Annotated in this window: 18 protein-coding genes and 1 tRNA gene; 8 read left to right on the top strand and 11 right to left on the bottom strand. The window is 62.3% G+C overall.

Annotation, left to right across the window (positions count from 1 at the left end; all coding sequences use genetic code 11):
- Positions 1–4: 4 nt before the first annotated feature.
- Positions 5–628 (bottom strand): PadR family transcriptional regulator, encoded by a 624-nt coding sequence (locus AC2A1F_RS03800; RefSeq protein ID WP_484207422.1) that lies wholly within the window; start codon positions 626–628, stop codon positions 5–7.
- 98 nt (positions 629–726) lie between these two features.
- Here AC2A1F_RS03800 and AC2A1F_RS03795 point away from each other — a divergent pair, with 98 nt between their 5' ends.
- From AC2A1F_RS03795 to AC2A1F_RS03785, 3 genes are all read left to right on the top strand, one after another.
- Positions 727–2,049, top strand: coding sequence for a replication-associated recombination protein A (locus tag AC2A1F_RS03795; protein ID WP_484207421.1), 1,323 nt, complete (start codon positions 727–729; stop codon positions 2,047–2,049).
- Positions 2,050–2,056: 7 nt separating this feature from the next.
- Positions 2,057–2,929 carry a hypothetical protein gene (locus AC2A1F_RS03790; protein WP_484207420.1) on the top strand — a complete coding sequence of 291 codons (873 nt, stop codon included), beginning with the start codon at positions 2,057–2,059 and terminating at the stop codon, positions 2,927–2,929.
- A 74-nt stretch (positions 2,930–3,003) separates the two neighbouring features.
- A tRNA-Thr gene (locus AC2A1F_RS03785) sits at positions 3,004–3,079 on the top strand.
- Positions 3,080–3,147: 68 nt separating this feature from the next.
- On the opposite strand, the gene AC2A1F_RS03780 is transcribed toward AC2A1F_RS03785, so the two are convergent.
- The 3 genes from AC2A1F_RS03780 to AC2A1F_RS03770 all read right to left on the bottom strand — a co-directional run bounded on the left by AC2A1F_RS03780 (position 3,148) and on the right by AC2A1F_RS03770 (position 5,454).
- The gene (locus AC2A1F_RS03780; protein ID WP_484207419.1) at positions 3,148–3,381 is read right to left on the bottom strand and encodes a hypothetical protein; all 234 of its coding nucleotides are present in this window, start codon (positions 3,379–3,381) and stop codon (positions 3,148–3,150) included.
- 87 nt (positions 3,382–3,468) lie between these two features.
- On the bottom strand, positions 3,469–4,707 hold the full coding sequence (locus AC2A1F_RS03775) for a sensor histidine kinase (protein WP_484207418.1): 1,239 nt from the start codon (positions 4,705–4,707) through the stop codon (positions 3,469–3,471).
- A 90-nt stretch (positions 4,708–4,797) separates the two neighbouring features.
- Positions 4,798–5,454 (bottom strand): winged helix-turn-helix domain-containing protein, encoded by a 657-nt coding sequence (locus AC2A1F_RS03770; RefSeq protein ID WP_484207417.1) that lies wholly within the window; start codon positions 5,452–5,454, stop codon positions 4,798–4,800.
- 109 nt (positions 5,455–5,563) lie between these two features.
- On the opposite strand from AC2A1F_RS03770, the gene AC2A1F_RS03765 reads away from it, so the two are divergent.
- From AC2A1F_RS03765 to AC2A1F_RS03745, 5 genes are read left to right on the top strand one after another with little or no spacing between them, the layout of a single operon-like run.
- The gene (locus tag AC2A1F_RS03765) at positions 5,564–6,667 is read left to right on the top strand and encodes an efflux RND transporter periplasmic adaptor subunit (protein WP_484207416.1); all 1,104 of its coding nucleotides are present in this window, start codon (positions 5,564–5,566) and stop codon (positions 6,665–6,667) included.
- Position 6,668: 1 nt separating this feature from the next.
- Positions 6,669–9,779, top strand: a complete 3,111-nt coding sequence (locus AC2A1F_RS03760; protein ID WP_484207415.1) for an efflux RND transporter permease subunit — start codon at positions 6,669–6,671, stop codon at positions 9,777–9,779.
- Positions 9,776–11,002, top strand: a complete 1,227-nt coding sequence (locus tag AC2A1F_RS03755; RefSeq protein ID WP_484207414.1) for a TolC family protein — start codon at positions 9,776–9,778, stop codon at positions 11,000–11,002. Before AC2A1F_RS03760 ends, AC2A1F_RS03755 begins: the two co-directional genes overlap by 4 nt.
- A gap of 52 nt (positions 11,003–11,054) precedes the next feature.
- A complete protein-coding gene (locus tag AC2A1F_RS03750) occupies positions 11,055–13,175 on the top strand; it encodes a PA5441 family protein (protein WP_484207413.1) in 2,121 nt (706 codons plus the stop codon).
- Positions 13,172–13,885: a DUF3142 domain-containing protein gene (locus AC2A1F_RS03745; protein WP_484207412.1), complete on the top strand. Its 714-nt coding sequence runs from the start codon at positions 13,172–13,174 to the stop codon at positions 13,883–13,885. The genes AC2A1F_RS03750 and AC2A1F_RS03745 overlap by 4 nt, the downstream gene beginning before the upstream one ends.
- A gap of 2 nt (positions 13,886–13,887) precedes the next feature.
- Here the strand turns inward: AC2A1F_RS03745 and AC2A1F_RS03740 are convergent, their stop codons facing one another.
- From AC2A1F_RS03740 to AC2A1F_RS03710, 7 genes are all read right to left on the bottom strand, one after another.
- A complete protein-coding gene (locus AC2A1F_RS03740) occupies positions 13,888–14,895 on the bottom strand; it encodes a zinc-binding dehydrogenase (protein ID WP_484207411.1) in 1,008 nt (335 codons plus the stop codon).
- Positions 14,896–14,906: 11 nt separating this feature from the next.
- Positions 14,907–15,746, bottom strand: a complete 840-nt coding sequence (locus tag AC2A1F_RS03735; protein WP_484207410.1) for an SDR family NAD(P)-dependent oxidoreductase — start codon at positions 15,744–15,746, stop codon at positions 14,907–14,909.
- Between the two features lie 26 nt (positions 15,747–15,772).
- Complete coding sequence (locus tag AC2A1F_RS03730; RefSeq protein ID WP_484207409.1) at positions 15,773–16,846, bottom strand: Rieske 2Fe-2S domain-containing protein; 1,074 nt, start codon at positions 16,844–16,846, stop codon at positions 15,773–15,775.
- A gap of 10 nt (positions 16,847–16,856) precedes the next feature.
- A complete protein-coding gene (locus AC2A1F_RS03725; RefSeq protein ID WP_484207408.1) occupies positions 16,857–17,390 on the bottom strand; it encodes a 2,4'-dihydroxyacetophenone dioxygenase family protein in 534 nt (177 codons plus the stop codon).
- Positions 17,391–17,397: 7 nt separating this feature from the next.
- Positions 17,398–17,934: a 2,4'-dihydroxyacetophenone dioxygenase family protein gene (locus AC2A1F_RS03720; protein WP_484207407.1), complete on the bottom strand. Its 537-nt coding sequence runs from the start codon at positions 17,932–17,934 to the stop codon at positions 17,398–17,400.
- A gap of 14 nt (positions 17,935–17,948) precedes the next feature.
- Positions 17,949–18,482: a 2,4'-dihydroxyacetophenone dioxygenase family protein gene (locus tag AC2A1F_RS03715; RefSeq protein ID WP_484207406.1), complete on the bottom strand. Its 534-nt coding sequence runs from the start codon at positions 18,480–18,482 to the stop codon at positions 17,949–17,951.
- Between the two features lie 86 nt (positions 18,483–18,568).
- Positions 18,569–21,079: a TonB-dependent receptor gene (locus tag AC2A1F_RS03710; RefSeq protein ID WP_484207405.1), complete on the bottom strand. Its 2,511-nt coding sequence runs from the start codon at positions 21,077–21,079 to the stop codon at positions 18,569–18,571.
- Positions 21,080–21,177: the final 98 nt, after the last annotated feature.

Below are 21,177 nucleotides of genomic sequence, written 5' to 3'. Positions count from 1 at the left end.
CGCTTTACAGCCGTTCGATCCGGCGCGCGGCATCATCAAGGATGTCGGCGATGGCGTGCGCAGTTTCCGCATCGAAGCCTTGTGCCATGGCGCGGTTGCGGAGCACGGCGTGAAGATTGCCCATCGCGCGGCGGACAGGCGGGCTTTCGGCGCGATCACGCTGATCGCCCAGTGCCTTGAGCCGGGTGAGGATTACCTCAAGTTCGGCGTCCTTCCCGGCAAGTTCGGCGCGGCCTGCATCGGTGACGGCGAAGGCCTTGCGCGGGCTGGGGTCGGCCTCTTCGGCGATCAATCCTTCATCGACCAGCAGGTTGAGCGTGGGGTAGACCACGCCGGGGCTTGGCGCATATTCGCCGCCAGCCAGATCTCCGACCGCGCGGATCAGATCGTATCCATGGCGGGGCTGTTCGGCGACGAGGTGCAGCAGCAGCAGGCGCAATTCGCCCCCAGCAAACATGCGCCCACCGCGCCGACCTCCGCCGCCGCCTCGTCCACCCCTGCCGCCAAAGGGGCCATCCTCACCAAACGGGCCGCCCTTGCCCATCGGACCGCCAAAGCGGCCACCCATCATGGCCATCATCTTGATGGCGTGCCGACCACGTCCGTGGCCTTTATGTTCGAAGTTCATGTGTCTATATCCTTTCATGATGCGTCTAAGATATATCTTTAAACGAACTTCGCAAGGGGCTGATGCAATTTTTTGCTGAGCGCCCTATCTCCACGTCAATGGCTGACCTGTTTGCCCCTCCTCCACAGGACCGACCGCCGCCCGAAGCGAGCGCTGATGCACCGCTGGCCGACCGGTTGCGCCCGCGCGATCTGGGGGAGGTGATCGGACAGGACCATCTGACCGGCCCGGATGGCGCAATTGGGCGCATGGTGGCCGCGGGCAAGCTGACTTCGATGATCCTGTGGGGTCCGCCTGGCACCGGCAAGACCAGTATTGCCCGGCTGCTCGCCGAAGCGGTGGGCATGCGCTATGTGGCGTTGAGCGCCGTTTTTTCGGGCGTGGCTGATTTGAAGAAGGCATTTGCCGAGGCCGATGCGATGGCGCTAACCGGGCGGCGCACGCTGCTGTTCGTGGACGAAATCCACCGCTTCAATCGCGCGCAACAGGATGGCTTTCTGCCGTTTGTCGAGAACGGCACGGTAACGCTGGTCGGCGCGACGACCGAAAACCCCTCATTCGCCTTGAACGCCGCGCTGCTCAGCCGCGCGCAAGTGCTTATCCTGCACCGGCTGGATGCCGCCGCGCTGGGCACGTTGCTGGGCCGCGCCGAAGACATTACCGGCCTGCGGCTTCCCCTAACCCCAACCGCGCGCGAGGCTCTGGTGGCATCGGCCGATGGCGACGGGCGGTTCCTGCTCAATCAGGCGGAAATGCTGTTCGATGTAACGCTGCCCGCGCCGCTTGATCCCGAAGCACTGGGCAAGTTCCTGATGCGGCGCGTGGCGGTTTACGACAAGGACCGTGAAGGACACTACAACCTGATTTCCGCACTGCACAAGGCCGTGCGCGGGTCCGATCCGCAAGCGGCGCTTTATTATATGGCGCGGATGCTAGTGGCAGGCGAGGAGCCGCTTTACGTGCTGCGGCGGCTGGTGCGCATGGCGGTGGAGGACATCGGCATGGCTGATCCGCAGGCGCTTGTGCAATGCCTTGCCGCCAAGGATGCCTATGAGTTCCTGGGTAGCCCCGAAGGCGAACTGGCGATCGTGCAGGCGCTGCTTTACATCGCCACCGCACCCAAATCGAACGCGGCCTATGTGGCGCACAAAGCCGCGTGGAAATCAGCGCGCGAGACGGGTTCGCTTATGCCGCCTGCCAATATCCTGAATGCCCCGACCAAGCTGATGAAGGACATCGGTTATGGCAAAGGCTATGAATATGATCATGATGCCGATGGCGGGTTTTCAGGCGCAAATTATTGGCCCGAAGGGATGCAGCCGCAAACCTACTATGCACCAGTGGAGCGCGGGTTCGAGCGTGAGGTGATGAAGCGGCTGGAATGGTGGGACCGCAAGCGGCGCGAGCGTGGTGGGGAATGACCCGCGTATGACCCCCAACCGTTTTGGCCATTTCGTGGCCATCGACTGGTCTGGCGCTGCTGGTGAGCGACACAAGGGCATTGCGCTGGCTATCGCCACGCGAGGCACCTGTGCGCCGCAAATCGTACGGCCCGGCCATCGCTGGTCGCGCGAGGATGTGCAGGCGTGGTTGCGCGATGACTTGCCCGACGATGCGCTGGTTGGCATGGATCTTGGCATTTCGCTGCCCTTTGCCGACCGCGACGGATTCTTTCCCGGCTGGCCGCACAGCCCGGCTACCGCGCGCGAACTGTGGGCATTGATCGACGCCATCTGCGCCGACGATCCGCATCTGGGCGTAGCGTCGCTGGTCGATCATCCTGAGCTTTCGGCCTGGTTCCGGCGGCATGGCGGGCGCGAGGGTCATCAATTTGGCGGAGGCATGGGCCGCTTTCGCGTAACCGAAGCGGCGCAGCGGCGCATGGGGTGCAAGCCATATTCCAACTTCAATCTGGTCGGCGCTGCGCAAGTGGGCAAATCAAGCCTTACGGGTATGCGGTTGCTGCACCGGTTGGGCGATGCCGTTTCTGTGTGGCCGGTGGACGGTCGGACCGCGAAAGGGCCGGTAGTCTGCGAGATTTACACGACCATTGCGGCCATGGCAGCCGGACGCACGGCGAACCGATCCAAGATGCGATCGGCATCGGAACTCGACGCAGCGCTGTTCGCGCTCGGCTGCGCGCCTTCGGGTCTGGCAGGACCGTTGGATGACCATACCTGCGATGCCGTGCTGACTGCGGCATGGCTGCGCACCGCGGCACATGATCCACAACTTTGGCAACCGCGCGAACTGACCAGCCCAATTGCGCAGACTGAGGGCTGGACGTTTGGCGCGCAGTAATGATTGCACCGTGTGCAGGCTGGGCCTTGTGAACCACGATTCCTGCGGCTAAAGGCGCATAACGCAACGCGCGGGCCGGCTTAGCTCAGTTGGTAGAGCACCTGATTTGTAATCAGGGGGCCAGGGGTTCGAATCCTCTAGCCGGCACCATTTCCACGTTTTGTGTCAGGCGACACGGGCTTGCTTCTTCGGCAAGTTTGCGCGTTATCTTGCTGAATTCAAGGATCGTTCGCGACGATCTTTGCAAGCAGGCGTTCAAGGCGGTTCAGTTCCTGTTCCCGCAGCGCGCGGATTTCCAGCAGCACGGATGAAAGTTCGGGCGAATCCAGCGCGAGGGTTAGATCGGACAGGGTTAAATCCAGCTCAGGCGGCACAACGAAAGCCTGACGCAGTTTTGCTGCGATTTCTCGCAGGCGCTGTTCATCGATCACGGGTTGTGAACGGTCCGACATGGATTGAATTTAGCATAAGTTGCTGAAGATTCGTAGAGAAACGTGGTGCGAATGTTTGCGTATCGAACAATGCGGGAAAGCGGGCAGCTATGGCAGAGAGATGATCGCCCGCAAGCCGCCCCGCTCTGCTTCGGCCAAGGTCAGATCGCCGCCGTAATCGCGCGCGATGGCACGCGAGATGGACAGGCCCAGGCCTGAACCGGTATGGGCGCTATCGTTGCTATGACCGATTTCGAACACCACTTGCCGTTGATCGAAATCGATCCCCGGGCCATCGTCATGCACTTCGATGTAATACTTGCTGCCCGCTTCGCGGGCTTCAATGCGCACGCGGCTTTTCGCCCATTTGCCCGCGTTATCGAGCAGGTTGGAGAGCGTCTCGCTCAAATCATCGGCATCCATCGGTATGGCAAGGCCGGCAGGATATTGGGCGTCGAAGGTCTTGGCAGGGTGACACCGGCGCATCGCATCCAGCAGCGGGGGAATAACATCTTCCAGACGCGCGCGCGGGGCAACGCCAGCTTTCGAACCGCCCGAGCGGACCCGGGCGAGATGATAATCGATCTGGCGCTGCATCCGGCTCGATTGATCGAGGAACACGCGGGCGGCATCGCCCTGCCCTGCTTCGAGCAGCAATTCGGCCTCGTCCGTCACCACGGCCAGAGGCGTGCGCAGCGAATGGGCGAGCGAGCTGGCTTCTACGCGGCCACGCTCAACGATTTCGGCATTGCGATCAACGTAGGCGTTGAGATCGGTGACGATGGCCTGAATTTCATCGGGATAGTAGCCAGCGATGCGGCGTTCATCGCCCTTACGCAAGGCGTCGATGGCGGCGGTCAGGCGGTTGAACGGGCGGAAGCCGAGCGTGATGATGGCAACGCCACTGGCCAACAAGGCCAGCGCCAGCAGGGCGAGCCAGACGGTGAGTTCGCGGGTGAACGCGCTGATGATGCGCTGGAGGTGGCGTTCATCGGTGGCGATCACGAAGTGGACAGGCGCACCTCCGGGGGCATCGCGCAGGAAGCCGTAGACGATGGTGGCACCGGTGGGGCCGTTCTCAACGCGGTGCAGGATCTTGGGCGAATGGGCGATGTCGTAATCAAGTTCGCCCTGCGTCATCGACGGGGATTTCAACTCGCCAAAGCCGGGACGCGTGATCTGCCAGTAGAAGCCTGACAGAGGCTCTGCATAGCGTGGATCGGACAGGGGGCGGGTGAGATGCGGGCGTCCCTGCGCGTCGAGTTCGGTCAGCCCCCCGAGTTCGCGCACGTGGACTTCGAGTTCCTCGTGATACTGGTCTTCCACGTGGGTAGTGAAAAGGCGCACTGAAGAATACCAAATCGCGCCGATGCCAAGGGCAACCCACAGCAGAATCGACAGCACGAAGCGGCCCCTGAGTGAGGTAATCCGCACGGCCTATACCTCCAGCCTGTAGCCAAGGCCGCGCACAGTGCGGATGGCATCGCGCCCGATCTTGCGGCGCAGGCGGCTGACGTGGGCTTCCACCGCGTTGCGATCCCGCTCTGCCTCAAGCGCATAGAGCTGTTCGAGGATGGCATCTTGCGAGATGACATGGCCGGGGCGGCGCAGGAACAGGTGGAGCAGCGCGAATTCCTTGCGGCTGAGATCGAGCGATTGACCGGCCAGTGTGGCGGTGCGGGCCTGCGGATCAAGCGCGAGACTTCCGGCGGTGATCATTGCAGGAGCCTGCCCCCTGCCCCGCCGCCATAGCGCATGCAGGCGGGCGAGCAATTCTTCGAAACGAACGGGTTTGACGAGGAAATCGTCGGCCCCGCTGTTCAGCCCCTCCACCTTGTCGCGCCAGTTGCCGCGGGCAGTGAGGATGAGGATCGGGACAACCTCGCCGCTTGCGCGCCAGTGGCGCAGCAGATCGAGGCCATCGCCATCGGGAAGGCCGAGATCGAGGATGACGGCGGCGGTTTCGGCCAGATCGGGCCAATCGCGCCCGGATTCTGCCGTTTGCACCCAATCGACGGCCATGCCGACTGCGCCGAGCCGGTCTGACAGGCGGCGGCCCAGTTCCGCATCGTCTTCAACCAGCAGCAGGCGCATGGGGGTGGCAAGTTCCTTAAAGTTGATAGCCGGATCATGGCGAACAAAGCTGACGCGACCCTGACAGATTGTCAGGCTTATGTCAGCTTCGCTTGCGATGCATCGGGCCATGGAACGTAACACAATCATCGGTGGCGCGGCTTTTGCGGCGGTTTTACTGGGCGGGCTGGGCTGGTGGGCTGCGCAGGACGAAGTTGCCACAGAAGAGGCGGCGGCTGAGGCTGCGGGCGGGGAGCTGTCGCCCGAACAGATCAAGCGCATGGGGGTCACCACTGCGGTGGCCAGCGCGGCCAGTTCTGCAGAGTTGGGCGTGGTGCCGGGCGTGGTGACGCTCCCACCCGAAGCGCGCGTGGCGGTGACCGCGCCGTTTGGCGGCACGGTGCTGCGGCTGTTCGTGGTCAACGGGCAGGCGGTGACCAAGGGCCAAGCGCTGGCCGTGGTGCGATCAATCGAGCCGGTGCAATATGGCGCATCGTTGGCGCGCGGCGAGGCGCAGCTGGCGGTGGCACGGGCCAATGCGGCACGCACCGGTCAGTTGGCCAAGGAAGGCATTATTGCCGGCGCGCGGGCTGATGAGGCGCGCGCGGCGCTGCGCGAGGCCGAAGTGGCGGTGAGCGAGAACCGCCGCATACTTACACAAAGCGGCGCGAGTGCGGGCGGCGAGGTGACCTTGCGCGCGCCGATCAGCGGCAAGGTTTCTGCCGTGGCGGTGCAGACCGGCGGGCCAGTGGATGGCCTGACTGCGCCGTTCGTGATCGAGAATACCGCAAGCTTCATGATCGACCTGCAGGTGCCTGAGCGGCTGGCAGGGCAACTGCGGCCGGGTATGGCCATCGCCTTGGCAGACAGGGGTGAAGCGCCGGTTGAGGGCGAGATCGTGTCAGTCGGCGGCTCGATCGATCAGGAGACGCGGGCGCTGGTGGCCAAGGCGCGGATCAAGGGATCGCCCGCGCTGGTGAGCGGCAGGGGTGTTTCGGTGGTGCTGAAAGGCGCACAGTCGGTTGCGGGCGTCGGAGTTCCGGCCTCTGCGCTAATCCAGATCGGCGGCAAGGACGTGGTGTTTGTGGCCACGGCCAAGGGCTTTGCCAAGCGCGAGGTGACCGTCGCCGGGCGCGGGAGCGAGCAGGTGACGCTGTCGACCGGGATCAAGCCGGGTGAGCGCGTGGCGACGAGTGGGCTGGCCGAGCTCAAAGTGCTGCTGGGCGGCGAATAAGATGCTGTCGAAACTGATCGAAAAGGCGCTGGCCGCCCGTATCGCCGTGCTGGGGCTGGCGCTGGTGCTGGCGGCCTGGGGGGCATGGTCGTTCATCAACCTGCCGATCGATGCCTTTCCCGATATCAGCTCGACACAGGTCAAGATCATCCTGAAGGCTCCTGGCATGACGCCGGAAGAGGTCGAGAGCCGGGTGATCACGCCGATTGAAATGGAAATGCTGGGCATTCCCGATCAGGCGAACCTGCGCTCTGTGGCAAAATACGCGATTGCCGATATCACCATCGATTTCAAGGATGGCACCGATATTTACTGGGCGCGCAGCCAGGTGGCGGAGCGTTTGGCCAACGTTTCGGGGGATCTGCCTGCCACCGTCGATGGTGGGATGGCACCGATTTCCACGCCGCTTTCGGACATGGTGATGTTCACGCTGGAGGGGCCGCAAAGCCTTGCCGAAAAGCGCCGCGTGCTGGACTGGATCGTGCGCCCTGCGCTGCGCACTGTGCCGGGGGTGGCCGATGTCAACGCGCTGGGCGGCTTTGTCGAAACGTTCGAAGTGCGGCCCGACAATGGCGCATTGGCTTCGGCAGGGCTGAGCGTTGAGGACCTGCGAACCGCGATTGAAGGCAGTAACCGCAACGACGGCGCTGGGCGCCTCCAGGCAGGCGAAGAGGCGCTGATCGTGCGCGCGGTGGGGGCGATTACCTCGCTGGAAGACCTGTCCTCTGTCGTGGTGCGCACGCAAGAGGGCACCGTGCTGCGCGTAGGCGATGTGGCCAGCGTGGGCATGGGCAGCCTTACCCGCTACGGCGCGGTGACCAAGAATGGTACTGGTGAAGCGGTGCAAGGTCTCGTCATCGCCTTGCGTGGGGCCGATGCCTCCAAGGTGGTGGATGGGGTGAAGGCGCGGCTGGAAGAGATCAAGCCGAGCCTGCCCAACGGTATGGCGGTGGATATCTTCTACGATCGTTCCGACCTGATCGGCAGCGCGGTGGGCACCGTGGAAAAGGCGCTGATCGAGGCGACCATTTTGGTGGTAGTGCTGCTGCTGTTGTTTCTGGGCGATGTGCGCGCATCAGTGATTGTGGCGGTGGCATTGCCGATGGCAGCACTGCTGACCTTCATCTTCATGCGCTCCATCGGCCTTACCGCCAATCTGATGAGCCTTGGCGGCCTTGCCATTGCCGTGGGCATTCTGGTGGATGGCGCGGTGGTGGTGGTCGAAAACGTGGTTGAGCGGCTGTCAGATCCAAAGCATCGCGCGGCGGGTAAGCTGCACGCGGTGTTCATTGCCACTGCAGAAGTGGCCATCCCGGTCACGTCGGGGCTATTGATCATCGCGCTGGTGTTCATGCCGCTGCTGACGCTTGAAGGGCTGGAGGGCAAGCTGTTCTCACCGGTGGCGCTGACCATTGTGCTGGCATTGCTGTCTGCGCTGGTACTCTCGCTCACGTTCGTGCCCGCGCTGGCCTATTTCGTGCTGCGCCAGCAGGAAGCGCATGGCGAGCCGTGGCTGATGCGCAAGGTGGCTCCCGTTCATGCCAGAGCATTGAACTGGGCTTTCGGCAACAGGCGTACCGTGGGCTTCATCGCGGGCGGATCGCTGCTGGTGGCGGGGCTGGCCTATAGCGTAACTGGCAAGACGTTTCTGCCGACCATGGATGAAGGCGCCACGCTGGTGCAGTTGGCCAAGCTGCCGAGTATCAATCTGGAAGCAAGCTTAGCAGGTGACCTGCGCGTGCAACGATTGCTGATGGAGAAAGTGCCTGAAGTGACAGGCATCATCGCCCGCGTCGGCAGCGACGAGTTGGGCCTTGATCCAATGAGCCTCAATGAAACCGACAGCTTCGTGCAATTGAAGCCCCGCAGCGAATGGCGCGTGCAGGACAAGGACTGGCTGGTCGAACAGATTCGCATTGCGCTGCATGACATGCCCGGCATCGAGCCGAGCTTTACCCAGCCGATCGAAATGCGCGTGTCTGAAATGTTGACCGGCGCGCGCGGGGATCTGGCGATCAAGCTGTTTGGCCCGGACCTGAAGGAATTGTCGCGGCTTTCAGGCGAAATCCAGAAGCGTCTGGAAACCATCGAAGGTACCAGCGAGGCCATCACTGTCGCCAACGACAGCGTGGACTATTTGCAGATCAACATCGACCGTGTGGCAGCGGGCCGCGTCGGGATGCCGGTGGACATGCTGCAGGACATGATGCGCGCCAATGTGGAAGGCGTGCGCGCCGGTGTAGTGGCAGAGGGCGTACGCCGGGTACCCATAGTGATCCGCGGCAATGGTGGCGAAGGCATGAACTCTCAGGCGTTTGCCGATCAGGTCTATCGCAGCCCTTCGGGACAACTCGTACGGGCTAGCGACGTGTCCCACGTCAGCCGCGTAGAAGGCCCCGTCAAGCTGGAGCATGAGAACGGATCGCGCTTTGCCTTAGTTCAAGCCTTTGTTTCGGGCCGCGATATCGTGGGATATGTGGAAGAGGCAAAGGCCGACATTATCGCCAACGTGCCGCTGCCATCAGGCTATCGCCTTGTGTGGGGCGGGCAGTTCGAGAACCAGCAGCGCGCCTCGACACGGCTAATGATCGTGCTGCCGATTGCGGTGCTGCTGATCTTTGTGGTGCTGTTTTTGACGCTGCGGTCGGTTCGGGCTTCGCTGCTGATCCTAGTCAACATTCCATTTGCCGCAGTGGGCGGAATGGTGGCGCTGGCGGTTTCAGGCGAATACCTTTCAGTCCCGGCCTCGGTCGGATTCATTGCACTGCTGGGCATAGCCGTACTCAATGGCCTCGTCATGGTCAGCTATTTCCGCCAATTGCGCGAAGGCGGTATGCCGCTGCACGAAGCCGTGCGCGTTGGCGCAGCGAGGCGTCTGCGTCCTGTGCTTATGACCGGAAGCATCGCGGCGTTCGGCCTGGTGCCGCTGCTGTTTGCCAGCGGGCCAGGGTCTGAAATCCAGAAGCCACTGGCCATCGTGGTGATCGGCGGACTGGTGACGGCAACGCTGCTTACGCTAATCCTGCTGCCGATCCTGTACGAACGCTTCGGCGAAAGTGCGCAGGAGCGCGCTGCGGGCGACCGGCTCCATGCTGCAGGAGAAGGCGCATGAAGGCCCGTTTCATGTTGTTGGCCCTGTTGCTGGGCGTGGCTACCCCGGCGATGGCGCAAAGCGCGTTGCCGCCAGAAACTGCTGTGCGTGAAGCGATAGATGCACACCCGCTGGTGCAGGCTGCCGAAGCGCGGGTAGAGGCAGCCAAGGCCGAGGCGCGCAGTCTGCGCACCGGTGGCAACGAGTTCAATTTTCAGGCCAGCCACATGCGCCGGGATGTACAGGGACTTGGTACTGTACCCGAATATGATGCCCAGCTTTCCCACCCAATCCGCCTGCCCGGCAAGGCCAAACTGGACCGTGAAGCCGGCGAATTCGGCATTGTAGCAGCGGAAAACGATGCAGAAGATGCCCGCCATCAGGCCGCAACCCTGCTGAACGATCTGTGGTGGGACTGGCTGGGGGCCAGCGCCGAGGCGCGCGTCGATATGCAAAGCGTGGCCAATTACGAAGCGACAGTTGCAGCCATCGGACGGCGGGTGGAACTGCGCGACCTGGCCCCGCTGGACGCGGATCAGACGCATGCGGCACTGGGCGAAGCGCGCACCGTGGCAGCGCAATCGCGCGGGCGGGCCGAACTGGCGCTGGCAAGGCTGAAGGCGCGCTTCCCCGCATTGCCGCTGCCATTGGAAGCGCCTGAGCCGCCACAACCCCAAGCGCCAACGGCCAGCTTTGAAGCCATGGCCGCCCAAGTGATCGAACGTAGCCATGAAATTGGCGCAGCGAGCGCGCAGAGCAGCCGCTTTGCGGCACTTGCCGATCGCGCGCGAAAAGACCGCATCGCCGATCCCAGCTTTGGCGTTCGTCTGTTCAGCGAACAGGGTGGAAGAGAGCGCGGCGGAGGCCTCGTGATCTCAATGCCGATTGGCGGGGCAAACAGGCGTGCTCAGGCCGATATGGCGGCTTCTGCCGGACAGGCGGCTGCGGCAGAACTGGCAGCGGTGCGGCTTGATGTGCAGGAAATGGCATCGCGCGATGTTACGCGCGCGTATTCGGCGATGCAGACCTGGCAACAGGCGCGCGATGCCCTGAATGCGCAGATGGCCGCGCTTTCCAAAACGCGGCGCGGGCATCAGTTGGGGGCGATAGACCTTTCCGACGTGCTGCAGGCCGAGCGGTTGGCGCATGCCGCCTTCCGCACTGAGGCGCTGGCGCGGGCCGAAGCAAACCGAGCGATCAACTGCCTGATGATCGACAGCCACAACTTGTGGATTGCCGATTGATCCGGTGACATTTGTCATTGCCTCGACGCGGTAACGTGCGCAGGCTTTGGCCATGAAAACGGCAAGATACGGGATTCGCACAGTCGGCATTTTGGCGCTGGCGACGGCAGGGGTTGGCACTGCGGTGTGGGCCTGTGCGGATTCATCATGCGCGCCGGGCTGGCAGGTTGCTTCGGGCGATTATGACTGTGCCGGGCGGGCGATGATCAGCCCGGGCAACGACACGCGGATCAACCTGCTGATGCTGATGCGCAGCTTGCATGTGGCAGAAGACCCCGCGCCATCGCCACCGTTCGATAGCAACGATCCGCAGTTTGGCCGGGCTTTCATGTCCTGGCGGGGGTTGCGATCTGCGTTGTGGCCGGACGTTGCCGTGGCGGAACTGGCCGAAGATCCAGCGCAAGTTTGCGAACCTGCAGTGAATGGCAGCCCTGCGTTTCTTGATGCCATTGCCGCTGAATCGGGGCTTTCGGCAGAGGAACGCACAGCACTTTCAGCGCTGCGCGCGACGACAGGTTGCAACGATAGGCAGTGGAACGATGCTGCCTTTTCCAGCAAGCCGGGGCGGGAATATCTGGCTTATCTGAAAGCTGCCGATGCCTTTCACAAGGGCGATTATGCTGCAGCCAATCAGGGATTTGCTGCACTGAACAAGGCGAGTGCGAAGTGGGTGGCAGAGACAGCCAGCTACATGCCGATCCGCATTGGCCTTCGCGCGGCAATTGTTCCGGCGGTGGACGAATGGGGCGATTTTGCCGGGCCGGAAAAGATCGATGCCGCGGCGCTTGCGCAGGCGCGTGACGGCATTGCGGCTTATCTCAAGGCCTATCCTTCGGGGCGCTATGCAGCGTCGGCATTCGGGCTCAAGCGGCGCGTGGCTTGGCTGGGCGGCGATACCGATGCGCTGGTTGGCACATACGAGGCCATGCTGGCGAGCACGCCGGGATCGCAGGAAGCGGCGGCTGATCTGGCTGAGGAAATCGACATCAAGCTGCTGGAACGGGGAGATGCGGCCAAGGTGATTGCCGCACAAGGCAAGGCTCCCCTGCTACTGGCTGCGGCCAATCTGAAGCAGATGCGGCCTTCAGGCGATGATACCATCGGTCTATCAGCGGCGGATCTGGCGGCGCAGAAGGCGCAGTTTGCAAGGCATCCTGAGCTGTTCGGCCTGCTGGATGCGAGCCGGATTGCTTATGCGGGAGAGGACCCGAAACCGATCCTTGGCATTCTGCCCGATGCCGCCCGCCAGACCAGCTATACGCCGTTGGCGTTTAGCCGCCAGATGGTGCGCGGCATGGCACTGAGCCGGTTGCGCGATCCCAACGAGGCGGGTTTCTGGCGCGACCTGATCGGCGGGGCGAGCCCGCTTTATCAGCGGCCCTTGGCGGAACTGGGGCTAGCCGTGCGCTGGCAGCGCGATGGCCGCGTGGCGCAGGTGTTCGCCCCGGGATCGCCAATAACTGATCCTTCGATCCGCGAGATCATGCTCCAGACTGTGGCGAGCCCGACCATTCTGCGCGCCAATGCTGCAGACGCCGGGCGCCCGCTGCATGAGCGGGATGTTGCGCGCTTTACGCTGCTTTACAAGGACCTGACGCGTGGGGCCTATGCCGACTTTACCCGCGATCTGGCGCTGGTTCCGACGGATGCGAACACTGATGGCGGGCTGTGGGACTTTGCGCGGCAGGATGCGGTCCCTGCGGGGTTGTTCCGCAAGGGCCGCTGGTCGGACGGGTTCCCCTGCCCTGCCCTTGCCGAAACCGCGGCAACGCTGGCGCGCGCGCCCGGTGATGCGCGGGCGCGGTTGTGCCTTGGCGATTTCTACCGGATCAATGGGTTTGATGATTTTACCCTGTACCGAGCAGATGGTGGAGACATGGTGCTGGGGGCAGGACCGGATGGGTTCGCTGGCCGCACACTGTCGCGCGATGCGATCTATGCCGCGATCATTGCCGACAAAGGGGTTGCGGCAGAACTGCGGTCCTATGCGCTTTATCGGGCAATCCGCTGCTATGCGCCTTCTGGTTACAACGGATGCAGGGGGCCATCGCGGACGATGGAGGAACTGGACGCTGCGCAAGTGCCACTGGCCACGCGCAAAGCGTGGTTTACCGAGCTGAAACAGCGCTATCCGTCCAGCCAATGGGCCAAGAGCCTGCGCTTCTACTGGTGAGGCGATTTGTTGCGCTGGTACTGGCCGCAGCGCTGGTTGGCGGGTGCGAGCAGACGCCCCCTGCCCCGAAAGTACGAGCTACGGCGTTTGACGCGATCTATGTTTGGCCCGGAGTGAAGCCCGCGCCAGATATTGCGGCAAAGACCGTTTATCTGCTGGATGGCGAGGTCCGCCGCGAAGGCGCTGTGCGGCTGGAACGGCTGCGGCTGGGTGTGCCGCGCCTTCCGGGCCGCACACTGTGGCTGGTGGTGCGGGCTGAACGGCTTGACTGGAGCGATGCGACTTATGCCACCATCCTTGCCGACCTTGAGCGCTGGCGGAAGGCCGGGAATGACGTGACCGGGTTGCAGATCGATTTCGACGCGGCCACGCGCGGGATCGAAGGCTATGCGGGGTTTCTGAAGGACCTGCGTGCGCGGTTGCCGGAGGGCACGCAGCTTTCAATCACTGGCTTGATGGACTGGAGCGCCAATGGCGATCCCCGCGCCTTGGCGGAGTTGGCACAGGTAGTTGATGAAGTGGTGGTGCAGACTTATCAGGGCCGGACGACCATACCGGGCTATGGCGCATACTTCGAACAGATGGCGGATTTCCCCATTCCGTTCCGCGTGGCGCTGGTCGAAGGGGGCGATTGGCAGGCCCCGGCCACGCTGAAAGCGCAGCCGCAGTTTCGGGGTTATGTGGTGTTTTTGCTTGCGCCCAAACGCTGACGTCAGCTGAACGGATCGATCAGCACTTTGCACTGGTGGGTGCGCTGGCGCAGGCTTTCGAACACGTCCGGCGTTGCGGCCAGCGCGATGGTATCGGTCACCAGCAGGCGCGGCTCCACCGCCCCGCGATCCAGCGCATCGAGCGCGGCTTCGTATTCCTGCCGGGTGAAGAAGGCGGACGTGATCAGCCGCACCTGCTTTGACAGCATGGCAAAGCTGTTGAACGTATCGGGCCGGGTGCACAGGCCGAGCAGCACAATCGTCCCATTGTTGCGGGCTTGATCAACGGCTTGCGCGATCAGGCCGGGCACGCCAACGCATTCGAACACGACATCGGCTTTCCCGCCAAGCGCGCGTTCGGCACTGCCGACAGGATCGGCGGGATCGACGACGAAATCGTGCGCGCCCATTTGCAGGGCACGGTCGCGCTGCCATTCGGACAAGTCCTGTACCACCACGCGCCCTGCACCAAAACGCCGCGCCCAGAAGGCGATGGCAAGGCCGATGGGGCCAGCGCCAAGCACCAGCACCTTGTCGCCGATGGTCATGCCGCTGAGCGCAAGGCCATGCAGCGCCACGGCCAGTGGCTCCACTATAGCTCCATCGGCAAGGCTGGCGCTGGCGGGCAGGCGCACGCACTGGTTGGGCCGGGTCAGCGCATATTCGGCATAGCCGCCGCCTTGCAGGCCGAAGGTCTCGCACCACTGCACCGCGCCGGTGCGGCACGAATGGCACTGGCCGCAGCTTTTGAGCGGGATGACGGAGACCAGATCGCCGGTGCGCAGGCCTTCCACGCCCTTGCCCAGTGCGACGACTTCGCCTGCGAACTCGTGGCCGAGGATCGAGCCAGCGCCTTGTCCATAGGCCGGGTCTTCGGTCATGTGCAGGTCCGACCCGCAAATGCCACAGCGGCCAACCTTGACCACGACATCGCCTTCGCCGGGCGTGGGGTCGTCTACTGTTTCGACAGCAAGCGGCTTGTGCAGGCCCTGCATCACGGCGGCGCGCATGACGGTAGCTCCTACTTGTACTTGCCCAGCATCATGCCGCCATCGATTACCACGTGGCTACCAGTCATGTAATCAGAGGCATCCGAGGCCAGCAGCAGCGCCAGCGGCTTCAACTGTTCGGTTTCAGCTACGGAGCCAAGCGGCACGATGGCATCCCATGCGGCGCGGGCGACCGGGTCCTTTTTCAGCCAGCCCCCGCCGATGTTGGTGACGAACGGCCCGGGCGCGATGGCGTTGATGCGGATCTTGAACTCCGCCAGTTCCAATCCCAGCGCGCGGACCATGTGCAGCACGCCGGCCTTGGCGGGCATGTAGGGCAGGCCGACGATGGGTTCGGTCACAAGGCCTGCGTTGGATGCGGTGGTGACGATCGACCCACCGGTGCGGCCATTGGTGCGGCCTTCCTGCTTCATGATGCGCACCGCATTGCTGACAGTGTAGAATACGCCGTTGAGGTTGACCTGGATCGAGCGGTCCCAGCGCTTGTGATCATACGTGTCCACCTGCCCATCGGCATTGCGGTGCCCCGCCGGGTTCCAGAAGCCTGCGCCGGTATCGATCCCGGCATTGGCAAAGCAGATGTCCAGCCCGCCATAGGCCGCCGCATGGGCATCGAAGGCGCCGGCGACGCTGTCCCAGTCGGAAACGTCGAGCCGGTCGGCCCGGACGGAATAGCCCTCACCCTGCAGGCGTGCGGCTTCGCGTGTCGCTCCTTCGCCGTCAAGGTCGGTCAGCGTGACGAGCGCGCCTGCTTCGGCCATGGCTTCGGCATAAGCGAGGCCGATGCCCGATGCTGCGCCGGTGATCAGCGCTGAGCGTCCCTTGATATCGAACCTGTCGAGCGTTCCCATTGGCATCCTCTTGTTTTTTGTGTTTTTCAGGCGACGGCTTGCTGTTTTTCTCGCTCGATCAGGCGCTGCAACATGCGCCGCGCGCGCACCCCGCCACCGTCTCCGCCAAGGATCAGCGGGCGCAAATCCCAGAAGTCGGCCCCGCGCATCAGGCGGTGGCTGTCGCGGATAAGCGGCATGTCTTCCTGTTCGAACGCGAATTCCAGCGCACCACGCATGGCGGCGGTGAATTCCCCATCGCCCAACTTGTAATCACGCGCGGTGGCCCAGAAATAATGCGTGGTATCAGGTGTTTCGGGGGTGAATGCGTGAAGCGATGGCAGGAGTGTGCAGTCCTCACGCGGCGTGCCCGGATCGCCTGCGCGGAAATCGAAATAGAGCACAGCGGGTGCGTGCCATTGCACCATGCCGTAGAAGTCCTGTGGGCGGCCTTCGGTGCCCATCACGGCGGAAATGCCCACTGACAGCAGATCGTTCAGCCGCACATATTCGGCAAAGACATGCTCGCCATCCTGCCAGAACTTGCGCTCGCCTTCGGTAAAGGCGCTGGCGACCAGTGCGGGGTGAACGAAATTGGCGTGGCTGAGATCAAGGATGTTGTCGCTGTAGAGTTCGTAATGCCCCTCGGCCACAGTCGCGCCGCGCACCGCTTCCCATTTGGGGTCGGACAGCCACGCGAAATCAGGGATTGTTGACGGATCAGCTTTGCCTGCATTGCCCATCCAGATCCAAAGCAGCGCGTGGCGTTCGACCAACGGATAGACCTGCAATTGCGCATCGGGCAACTGCCCGCCGGGGTGCGGATTGTGGACGCAGCGCCCTGCCCCATCAAAGCGCAACCCGTGGTAGGGGCACATCAGCGCGCCTTCGACCACCTGCCCATGCCCCAGCGGCGCAAACCGGTGCGGACAGCGCCCGCTGACCGCCTGCGCCACGCCTTGCCCATCGCGGAACAGTGCGACCGGTTCTTCAAGGAACGTGCGCTGCTGCGGCTTCTCACCCAGTTCATCGGCCCAACCCGCAACATACCATGCGTTGCGCAGATACGTGCCGCGTGGCTCACTTCCTAGCTTTGGAACCGGCGCATGCTCCCCGCTCATTCCGCAATCCTCAGCGGTAGAGCGCGGGGTTGATCGCGATGCCGTGTTCCTTGCAGTAGCTTTCATAGTGATTCATGAACCACCACACGTCGAGTGTTTCGACGTGGTTGCCGTTGTCGTCAAAGAACTCGTTGGCGCCCTGCATGTGGAACAGAGCCTTCATGCCGCTAGGGTTGTCGGTGACAAGCGTGTGCGCCGTGCCCGGCGTTTCGGTGATGAAATCACCCGGACCGCAGACCCAATCATATTCCAGATAGCGGAAGGTGCCTTCCAAGCCGACGGCCCACACCTTGCCACGGTGTTTGTGCGTGCCGATCACGCCCGGTCCCTTGATCCACAGGATGTTGACGTAGACGTTCTCGCGCACGTCAAAGGCCAGATGCCGGATTGCGGCATTTTCGCCAAACGGCACCCACGGGCTTTCCGCCTCGGACGAGCCGACATAGCTGCCTTCAACGCCCTTGGTGCGAATGAGATCACCATAGAGTTCGGGAACATCGACAATCTTGTAAGCGCCGGATGGCGGTGCAGTCATCGTAGCCATGGGAGCCTCAGAGATAGAGCTTGGGGTTGATGGCGATGCCGTTTTCGCGGCAGTAGGTCTCGTAGTGGTGGATGAACCACCACACGTCTGCGGTATCGACCAGTACGGCGTTTTCGTCGTAAAATTCGATGGGACCCTGCATCCAGCCGAACAGCTTGCAGCCCTGCGGATGGTCAGTGACGAGGGTGTGGCTTTCGCCCGGTGTTTCAAGGATCAACCCGCCCGGCGTTGCCACCCAATCATATTCCAGATAGCGAACGCTGCCTTCGAGGCAGACCATCGTTATCGTGCCACGATGGAAGTGCGTGCCGATCACACCGGGGCTTTTGACCCACAGGATGTTCGAATAGAGGTTCTGCCGCACATCGAACGCCAGATGCTTGATCGCAGCATTTTCGCCGAATGGCACCCACGGGCTGTCCGCATCGGTCTGTGCATCGATATAGCGCCCGCCGGGGCTGAGCCGCGCCACCAGATCCTTGTGCGCAAAGGGCACATCAACAATTTCGGCCTTGTTCGATGGCGGCGCGGTCATCACGTTCATGGCAGGTGTCCTTTTTAGCGGATCAGCGTGTCGACATAGTCTGCGCCAATGCCGACCTTGTCGTAATGTTCGCGCGCGGCCTTCATGTAATCGAACACGTCGTAATGACCGACAGTGTTGCCTTCCTCGTCCAGCCACATCAGCGGGCCGGAGACGACGAAGAACACTTTCATCGGGTCTTCGTGTTCGTAGCAGACCAGCGTATGGCTCTCGCCCGGCGTTTCGTAGACGAAATCGCCTGCCGTGGCGGTCCACTCGTGCTCAAGATAGGCCCACTTGCCGCTGATGGTGTAGGCCCAGATCGGGTGCGGGTGGTAGTGGCGGTTTACCAGACCTGCGGTCTTGCTCATCAGAACGTCGGCCCACATGTTCTTTGATGGGCTGATCCATACGGGTTTGGAAAACACCGTCTCCGAAATTGGCACCCAGTAGCGTTCGTCGCCCTCGGCGATTTTCGGCAGATAGACTTCGGGCAGCCCGCCTTCACGGAACACCTTGTCTACCGGCTTGATGTCCTTCCAGAATTCGGCGTGGGCGGCTTCAGCCATTGTTTCTCTCCAGAATTTGGAGAACGTGAGCGAGACTTCGGGGAAGCAGCCTCGCCCACGTTCAGATCAATCGGAATTCCCAGTCCTCAAAACTCAACGCCAAGCCGTGCGAACCATTCGCGCGGACGGCTGTAGGTGCCGTAGAACTGGCCGCCGGCAATCTGCGCCTGACCGGTCACCAGATAACGCTCGTCGGTGATGTTGGTGACGCCCACGGTCAGGTCCCAGTGGTTGCCGGACTTGTAGGTGATGTTGCCGTTGACGATGTCGGTCGAGCCGCGCTGCAGCAGGAAGGCTCGCTCGGTATCGTTCCAAAGCGACGTGGTGTGCGTCCAGTCACCCAGGATCACGATCTTGGCATCGGCACCCACCGCCAGTTCATAGCGCGGGCTGACGTTGAACTTCCACTTTGGCGTCTTGGGCAGATCGGCGCCCGGGAACACGCCGGCCTGGAACGGGTTGGCGGCAACTTGCGCGCCTGCCAGAACAGCGGTGTACTTGGCGTCGGTGTAACCCACCGAAGCGTTGATCAGGAAGCCATCGGTGGGCGCGGCAACGACTTCAACTTCGAAGCCCTTGATCCGCGCATCGCCTGCGTTCTGAATGGTTGGCGATACGCCCTGCTGGAAGTTCAGCTGGATGCCCTTGTAGTCCGTCTGGAACGCTGCTGCATTTACCTGCAGGCGATTGTCGAGGAAGACCGACTTTACGCCGATTTCCCAAGTCGTTGCCTTTTCTTCGTTGAAGTCAGGCGCAGTAGGCAGCGGGTTGGACAGGCGGGTGGTCCAGCCACCGGTCTTGTAACCCTTTGACCAGCTGGCATAAAGCATCGCGTCATCGGTCGGGTGATATTGCAGGCCGATCTTGGGCGAAAAGTCGCTGAACGATTTGCGCTGCGTTCCGGCAATGTAATAGCGCAGCGGTTGCCCCTGATTGGGGAAGCCCGCAGCCACTCGGCAGGCATCCGAGATCGGGTTGATCGATGCGCACTCGGGAACACCGATCTGATTGAGGATTTTGTAGGTCAGGCCGTTGGCGTCGGACTGGAAGCCTTCGAATTCCTTGTCTTCCTTGGTGTAACGACCGCCGATGGTGATGCCGAACTGTTCAGTTGGGCGATAATCGATCTGCCCGAAGAACGCGTAGTTCTTGGTCGACAAATCGTTCGGCCCGTCAACCTGCAGCAGGCCTTCGGCAAAGGTCACATAGTCATGCAGATCGCCTGCTTCCTTGAAGAAGTATGCGCCCAACACATAGTTCAGCTTCTTGTCCATGGCCGAACCGTTCAGCTGCAGTTCCTGGCTGAACTGGTACTGGTTCATTGTGAAGCTGGTGTGCAGGAAATTCAGCGGTGAACCATCAAGGTCCATCCCGGCATTCCAGTGCAGTTCGCGATAGGCGGTGATGGACTTGAGCATGATCGTTTCGGACAGATCGAACTCGATCGTGCCCGAACCGCCATAGGACTGCAGCTTTGAATAGTTGTTGCCATTGGCATAAGACACATCGACATCGCTCGACACGAAGCGATTGTCATAAGGCAGACGGTTGTTGCGCGTATCGCCATCGACGTTCACGCCAAACACGGTGGGGTTGTCAAAGATGCTGTTCAGGCCGCCGATGCCGCCGAGGTAGGCAAAAGCAGGGGGACCGCCCCCGCAGCTGTCAGCCACCGTACCTTGAATGGCGCAGTTGTAGGTGCCAGCAAACACCGCAGGCGTCGTCTGGATCAGCGTGTTCGCCAGCTGGGACTGGTCGATGTTGCTGTAATCGCCTGACACGATGATGCGCAGGTTGGTCTTGTTGTCATAGCGCAGCTTGCCGCGCAGGTTCCAGCTGTTGTCACCGCCTTCAGTGCCCAAGCCGATATTGCGATAGCCCGCTGCTTTGTAATTGGTGATCGGGGTGGAGGCAAAGTTGGAAGCGCCGGGAAATGCAATGCGCTTGACATAGCCATCGCGGTTCTTGGTCGAAAAGCTTACTGATGCAGCAAGGCCTTCGGTCAATGGCACATCGACGGTGCCGCGCGTTTGCAACAAGCCGAACCGGCCGGTGGTGACATCGCCCTTGAAGCGGAATTCATCGCCCGGATCATGCGTGACGATCGAAATCGCGCCGCCGATGGTATTGCGGCCAAACAGCGTGCCCTGCGGACCTTTAAGCACTTCGATGCGCTCAACGTCGGGCAGATCCTGGTTCGCGCCGACCGAGCGGGCGAGATAGACGCCATCGAGGTACACGCCCACGCCTGGATCGATGTTGAACGCAAAGTCGTTTGCGCCGATGCCACGAATGAAGGCCGAAAGCACGGCGGACGAGCCCGAAAACGGTGTCCCGGCATCAAGCGTCACGTTGGGCGAGATATTGGATAGCGAGGCCACGCTGCCAACGGCGCGTTCCTGCAGCGCTTCGGCGCTGAACGCCGAAATTGCGATAGGCACGTCCTGCACGTTTTGCGCACGCTTCTGTGCCGTCACCACGATCTGGGCAATGCCGCCGGCGCTGTCTTCGGCCTGGGCCTGCGCCGCATCTTGGGCAAGTGCCGGTGTTGCGATGGCTGCTGCCATTGCAGCAATGGATACCGATGCCATTTTCATGCTTTTTCTCTCCCTGTTTGGCCTTGTTGGTGGAGCAACCCTTGCGGGTCACTCTCAAGATCTCGCCAGCGTGATACGGCCTGGCGGAAACATTTGCT

The organism is Novosphingobium sp. HNCC26BN242, assembly GCF_057180525.1.
Note: the sequence above shows the minus strand (reverse complement) of the source record. Positions and strands in the feature narration are given on the sequence as shown.

Coding starts and splice junctions, on each gene's coding strand:
- AC2A1F_RS03760 (WP_484207415.1), top strand. CDS start 6,669: ATGCTGTCGAAACTGATCGAAAAGGCGCTGGCCGCCCGTATCGCCGTG.
- AC2A1F_RS03800 (WP_484207422.1), bottom strand. CDS start 628: ATGAACTTCGAACATAAAGGCCACGGACGTGGTCGGCACGCCATCAAG.
- AC2A1F_RS03710 (WP_484207405.1), bottom strand. CDS start 21,079: ATGAAAATGGCATCGGTATCCATTGCTGCAATGGCAGCAGCCATCGCA.
- AC2A1F_RS03740 (WP_484207411.1), bottom strand. CDS start 14,895: ATGCGCGCCGCCGTGATGCAGGGCCTGCACAAGCCGCTTGCTGTCGAA.
- AC2A1F_RS03780 (WP_484207419.1), bottom strand. CDS start 3,381: ATGTCGGACCGTTCACAACCCGTGATCGATGAACAGCGCCTGCGAGAA.
- AC2A1F_RS03730 (WP_484207409.1), bottom strand. CDS start 16,846: ATGAGCGGGGAGCATGCGCCGGTTCCAAAGCTAGGAAGTGAGCCACGC.
- AC2A1F_RS03725 (WP_484207408.1), bottom strand. CDS start 17,390: ATGGCTACGATGACTGCACCGCCATCCGGCGCTTACAAGATTGTCGAT.
- AC2A1F_RS03735 (WP_484207410.1), bottom strand. CDS start 15,746: ATGGGAACGCTCGACAGGTTCGATATCAAGGGACGCTCAGCGCTGATC.
- AC2A1F_RS03720 (WP_484207407.1), bottom strand. CDS start 17,934: ATGAACGTGATGACCGCGCCGCCATCGAACAAGGCCGAAATTGTTGAT.
- AC2A1F_RS03790 (WP_484207420.1), top strand. CDS start 2,057: ATGACCCCCAACCGTTTTGGCCATTTCGTGGCCATCGACTGGTCTGGC.
- AC2A1F_RS03795 (WP_484207421.1), top strand. CDS start 727: ATGGCTGACCTGTTTGCCCCTCCTCCACAGGACCGACCGCCGCCCGAA.
- AC2A1F_RS03765 (WP_484207416.1), top strand. CDS start 5,564: ATGGAACGTAACACAATCATCGGTGGCGCGGCTTTTGCGGCGGTTTTA.
- AC2A1F_RS03755 (WP_484207414.1), top strand. CDS start 9,776: ATGAAGGCCCGTTTCATGTTGTTGGCCCTGTTGCTGGGCGTGGCTACC.
- AC2A1F_RS03715 (WP_484207406.1), bottom strand. CDS start 18,482: ATGGCTGAAGCCGCCCACGCCGAATTCTGGAAGGACATCAAGCCGGTA.
- AC2A1F_RS03750 (WP_484207413.1), top strand. CDS start 11,055: ATGAAAACGGCAAGATACGGGATTCGCACAGTCGGCATTTTGGCGCTG.
- AC2A1F_RS03770 (WP_484207417.1), bottom strand. CDS start 5,454: ATGCGCCTGCTGCTGGTTGAAGACGATGCGGAACTGGGCCGCCGCCTG.